The following is a 4,254-nucleotide window of genomic DNA, read 5'->3' on the forward strand; positions in this document are numbered from 1 at the left end:
GTCTGTGAGTCTGTGAGTCTACGATAATGACGCAAAATAAGGACGGAAAGAAAAGAGAATAAACGAACCGCAACAATTAAATATTCACTTGTGCAGCATGATTATTCTGCACATAGCGGAGATAGCGGTTTACACTGGCACACCACGATTCAGGAAGAAGAGGTCATTGTGCTGTCGAAGATCCCCGATTATGAAACCGATCGCGAAGGCTATCTGGAGTTCATGACCCGCAGCAACGCGCTGCGCATGGAGCTACTGATCTTGTCGGAAAAGTTTGTTGAGGTGCACGGCTCTTATGAAGCAGGCATGGCGGAACTGGGAGAATGGCTACTGAACTATGCGGATAACGCCATGATTCAGAAGTTAAGTTCTGGACCCATCAGCAAAGAATCGTTGTTTGATGAGTTGAAAAGACGTCATAAGTAGCTGTCAGGCTCAACTGCTGCAATTCAGCATCGCACCCGCACCGGCTCAGCCTGATGATGTATTAGCGACTTATCTGCGCACTGACCAACGCGATACAAAGTGATCGCCGCGCTAGCTCAGGTCAGTAGCAACATTGGCGCCACTCTGAAGCAATATGGCGCGTTACAGACAATCCCTGCCGATCAAAAACCAGCCGTGCGTAATGAGATGTATCTGGCAGCTGAAACCATTAAACGCCCGCAAGCCGACCGCTCACTAATTTTACCGTCTGCCACGCAGCAAAATCTGCAGGTGCTGAAGACCGCACTCAATAGCGCAACGCAGTTTATTCCGACCTGGGTCAAACACTGGCTTTGAGATCAGGCACCATGGTGGGCTGGCGTCGCATTGTCACCACGTTGGGTGAAAAGATTGGTAAGAGCCAGTTTAACTACGCGCAAGGCATAAGTGCGCAGATGGTGGCGATGGGCACCAATGGCGCAGCGGATGCCTTTGGTTTGCCGTTCTCAACCACCCACGTGCTCTCCTCATGGATTGCTGGCACCATGGTCGCCAATCGCAGCGGCTTACAGTTCAGCACACTGCGACTCAATCTGCTGCAACAGGTGCCGTATGAAGCCGCAGAAGGCGAGCAGATTTCACTGCCTTCCCGCATTCATCATGAAAATTATGCCCGTCATCCGGTGCCAGAGAGCATGATCGTACCCGATAGCTACTGAACTATACTTTGACCAGTCGATGATCATCAGGAGGGGTTATGGCAGGCGGCTGGTCTGAAGATGGTGCAGTGCAAAAGCAAATTGATGCGACCGTAGATGATGCGATTGCGCGCGCCAGAAGTCACCTCAACCAGGGTGAAAGTGCAGAGTACTGCGACGAGTGCGGGGAGCCGATTCCCGCAGCGCGTCGCAGCGCATTGCCTGGGGTGCGTTACTGCGTGAAGTGCCAGAGTGCATTAGATAAGCAAGAAGCCAGCCACAGCGGGTATAACCGCCGTGGCAGCAAGGATAGCCAGTTGCGTTAGTGCTCAATATCATTCACTAAGAGCGCCGTCACCTCAGAACTGTGTCGCGTTTTATCCAGCGATTTAGTGAAGGTTACAGTAGCGTCCTTTCCTGCTAACTCCCTTGCCATTGCCTGAGCAGTACTCAGGGGATGAATTACATCCATTTGTGTACCCGCCACCGCAACAGGGATTTGGGCATCCTTTATCACACGGGCATCATAGCCAGGATAACAGCTGGCGATATGCCGCAATAAATGCAGCGTTGGTTCAGCCGGCAGAGCAAACGTCTTTATGAGTGAGTGGGCATTATCCGGTGATTGTTGCTCAATCGACTGATAGGTTGCTGATTCAGCAAAAGCACGCTGGCCCTCCTCCTTCCCGTACAGTTGCCAGTAATCAGCCAGCACGCTGTAAACATTCATATTCAGCGGGCTGCGCTGCTGATGCCATGCTGGTCGAATTAACGAGAGAGATTTAACACGGTTCGGTTGTCGGCTGGCTGGCATCCGACCCGGTATTCAAAAGGTTACCGTCATCACAGACCGCAGCCTGGCAACAACTTCAGAACGACCTGATAAATGTTGAACCCAGCGAAAGCATAGCCTGTGTGGAGTCGTTCTTCAGAGCCCTCACCTCTCAGCGCTGGGTGCTCCCTCTTTTTCATCACTGGCTGGAACTCAAGAGTGAGAAATGCTTAGGCTGGCGTGACGTCAACACGCTTGGCTGGCCTGATTTCAGCCAGCTGTGGCGGGATTAGTGCGTTAATGGGATTGAGAAAGGGCTAGTGCCATCCCCGTTTTTCAGAGCAATATCATCTTCGCAGGCGATGTTCTGAACTGATGAAAGCATGGCAGTAGAATGAGTCCGCTACCGAACATCCGTTCTTCGCAGATTTAATTGCCAGCTTGATTGTCAGCTTTGTGGTGTGGCTTCAACGGGTCGATGCAACGCTATCCTTAATCAAGGGGGGACGTTGCCATGAAACGAAGAACTCGTATTAACTACACGCCAGAGCAGAAGGCAATTATCTGGGATAGATATAAACAAGGTGATTCCCTGCATGATATCGCCAGAATGTTCGACAGATTTCATTCTTCTATCATGCCCACAATCCACCAGACAGGTGGCTACCGTCCTCCCGTTCGAAAGCGGCATCGATTAGCGCTTACGCTTGATGAAAGAGAAGAAATATCCAGAGGATTGGTAGCAAAACTCAGTATCAGGGACATCGCTGCCAACTTATCAAGAGCACCCTCAACGATTAGCCGCGAGGTCAGGAGGCACGGAGGTGCCAAGCAATACCGTGCAGCAAAAGCCGACAATGCTGCTTGGGAAAATGCTCTGAGACCAAAACCTTGCAAGCTAATTGAAAGCCCCACATTGTGTAAAATCATTGCAAAGAAGATGCATCAGGACTGGTCGCCGGAACAGATCGCCGGTTGGCTGAAACGCTGTTATGGGGATAATAAGGAAATGCATGTGTCACACGAAACGATTTATAAAACGCTTTTTATACAAACCCGGGGGCATTAAAAAAAGAGCTGCAGCAATGCCTCAGAAGCGGAAGAGCGGTTCGTAGATCCCGAACGTCATCACTTAAAGGGAAAGGATTAGGGAAAATCCCGAATGCGATACCTATCAGCGAAAGGCCACCGGAAGCCTCAGACAGAGCCATCCCTGGTCACTGGGAAGGTGATCTGATCCAGGGCTCGAAAAACTCCTATATCGTCACCCTCGTAGAACGCCATTCCCGCTTTGTTATGTTAGCCAAAATCAGGGACAACAAGACCATAACGGTTATATCTGCACTCATCAGACAAGCTCGGGAATTACCTGTTGAGCTATATAAAACATTAACCTGGGATCGGGGAGCTGAAATGACCAGCCACACCCGGTTTACTGTAGCAACAGACATCCAGATTTACTTCTGTGATCCTCAATCTCCCTGGCAACGTGGCTCAAATGAAAATACGAACAGGTTGCTAAGACAATATTTTCCAAAAGGAACTGACTTATCGGTTCACAGTCAGCACAGACTAAACAGCGTTGCCAGACAGCTCAACGAAAGACCGAGAAAAACGCTAGACTATGAATCACCCGCAGAACGGTTCAATAAGTGTGTTGCGTCCATCAGTTGAACTCACAGCTCTTATCAGACGAACAAGCCCTTTTGAATATGCCTTTTGGTTGAGAAACATGTTTTAGGTTAAGAGGATATCTTTTTCATTCCTGCAGTTATGCCGTCGAGACCGACGATAGCAGAGAATCTTCAGCTTCATATCCGCGCGGCAGAACGGTACTGAGCTACTTGAAGATGCGACGAGCTTTAACGATCATCCGTATCGAGATTCAGGAACAACCAGAGTAAGTCAGATATTTATAGTTAAAGTAAGGCAGACGACTGGCTCAGACAACTCCATGAGCAGGGCCATATCAGAGCGGCCCGTTTCTATGCCTAAATAATTTTATACATCGGTAGGTGGATATAACCCCCTGCGACTCACCTCTGCAGATTAACTGAATTTCAGGAAACTGCCGGCATCGGATAAACAGGGTGTCAGATACGACCAGTACCACTGAGAACAGACAGATTTATATTTAAGCACAGCGCCAGTGTGGAAGCGGCTGCATTTTTACGCTTCGGTCATTATCCAGCCGCCGCAGAAAATAACCGAAGGTATTGAATGCATGTTGATATTATTCGCAGAGAACTCATTGGAAAAACCATTCCGGACATGCCATGGCTTTGCTGCACATGAACAGGATCAAGCAGTCTGCCTGCGGGTGCGCCCTTTCGGAATCGGATGCGCAGCGCATGCACC

General features: G+C 49.6%; 5 protein-coding genes and 1 pseudogene. 5 read left to right on the forward strand and 1 reads right to left on the reverse strand.

Annotation, left to right across the window (positions count from 1 at the left end):
• The first annotated feature begins 90 nt into the window (after window positions 1-90).
• The 4 genes from VH86_RS20705 (at window position 91) to VH86_RS20720 (ending at window position 1,450) form a co-directional block, all read left to right on the forward strand.
• Window positions 91-426 carry a hypothetical protein gene (locus VH86_RS20705; RefSeq protein WP_045833974.1) on the forward strand — a complete coding sequence of 112 codons (336 nt, stop codon included), beginning with the start codon at window positions 91-93 and terminating at the stop codon, window positions 424-426.
• Window positions 427-525: 99 nt separating this feature from the next.
• Window positions 526-783: a hypothetical protein gene (locus tag VH86_RS26185; protein WP_045814520.1), complete on the forward strand. Its 258-nt coding sequence runs from the start codon at window positions 526-528 to the stop codon at window positions 781-783.
• Entirely contained in the window at window positions 780-1,145 is a 366-nt protein-coding gene (locus tag VH86_RS26190; RefSeq protein ID WP_231647337.1) for an inorganic phosphate transporter, read from the forward strand. The genes VH86_RS26185 and VH86_RS26190 overlap by 4 nt, the downstream gene beginning before the upstream one ends.
• A 38-nt stretch (window positions 1,146-1,183) precedes the next feature.
• Window positions 1,184-1,450, forward strand: coding sequence for a DksA/TraR family C4-type zinc finger protein (locus VH86_RS20720; RefSeq protein WP_045814518.1), 267 nt, complete (start codon window positions 1,184-1,186; stop codon window positions 1,448-1,450).
• Here VH86_RS20720 and VH86_RS20725 read toward each other — a convergent pair.
• Window positions 1,447-1,938 carry a hypothetical protein gene (locus tag VH86_RS20725; protein WP_156150607.1) on the reverse strand — a complete coding sequence of 164 codons (492 nt, stop codon included), beginning with the start codon at window positions 1,936-1,938 and terminating at the stop codon, window positions 1,447-1,449. The two genes, VH86_RS20720 and VH86_RS20725, sit on opposite strands and share 4 nt — an antisense overlap.
• 472 nt (window positions 1,939-2,410) lie before the next feature.
• Here VH86_RS20725 and VH86_RS20730 point away from each other — a divergent pair.
• A pseudogene (locus VH86_RS20730) lies at window positions 2,411-3,570 on the forward strand (IS30 family transposase).
• The last annotated feature ends 684 nt before the right edge of the window (window positions 3,571-4,254 follow it).

It is taken from the genome of Pantoea sp. BL1, assembly GCF_000963985.1.
GTDB classification, from domain to species: Bacteria; Pseudomonadota; Gammaproteobacteria; order Enterobacterales; family Enterobacteriaceae; genus Pantoea; species Pantoea rwandensis_B.

Excerpts from the sequence above, each read along its gene's own strand:
- VH86_RS20720 (WP_045814518.1), top strand. The coding sequence starts at position 1,184 with ATGGCAGGCGGCTGGTCTGAAGATGGTGCAGTGCAAAAGCAAATTGAT.
- VH86_RS20725 (WP_156150607.1), bottom strand. The coding sequence starts at position 1,938 with ATGCCAGCCAGCCGACAACCGAACCGTGTTAAATCTCTCTCGTTAATT.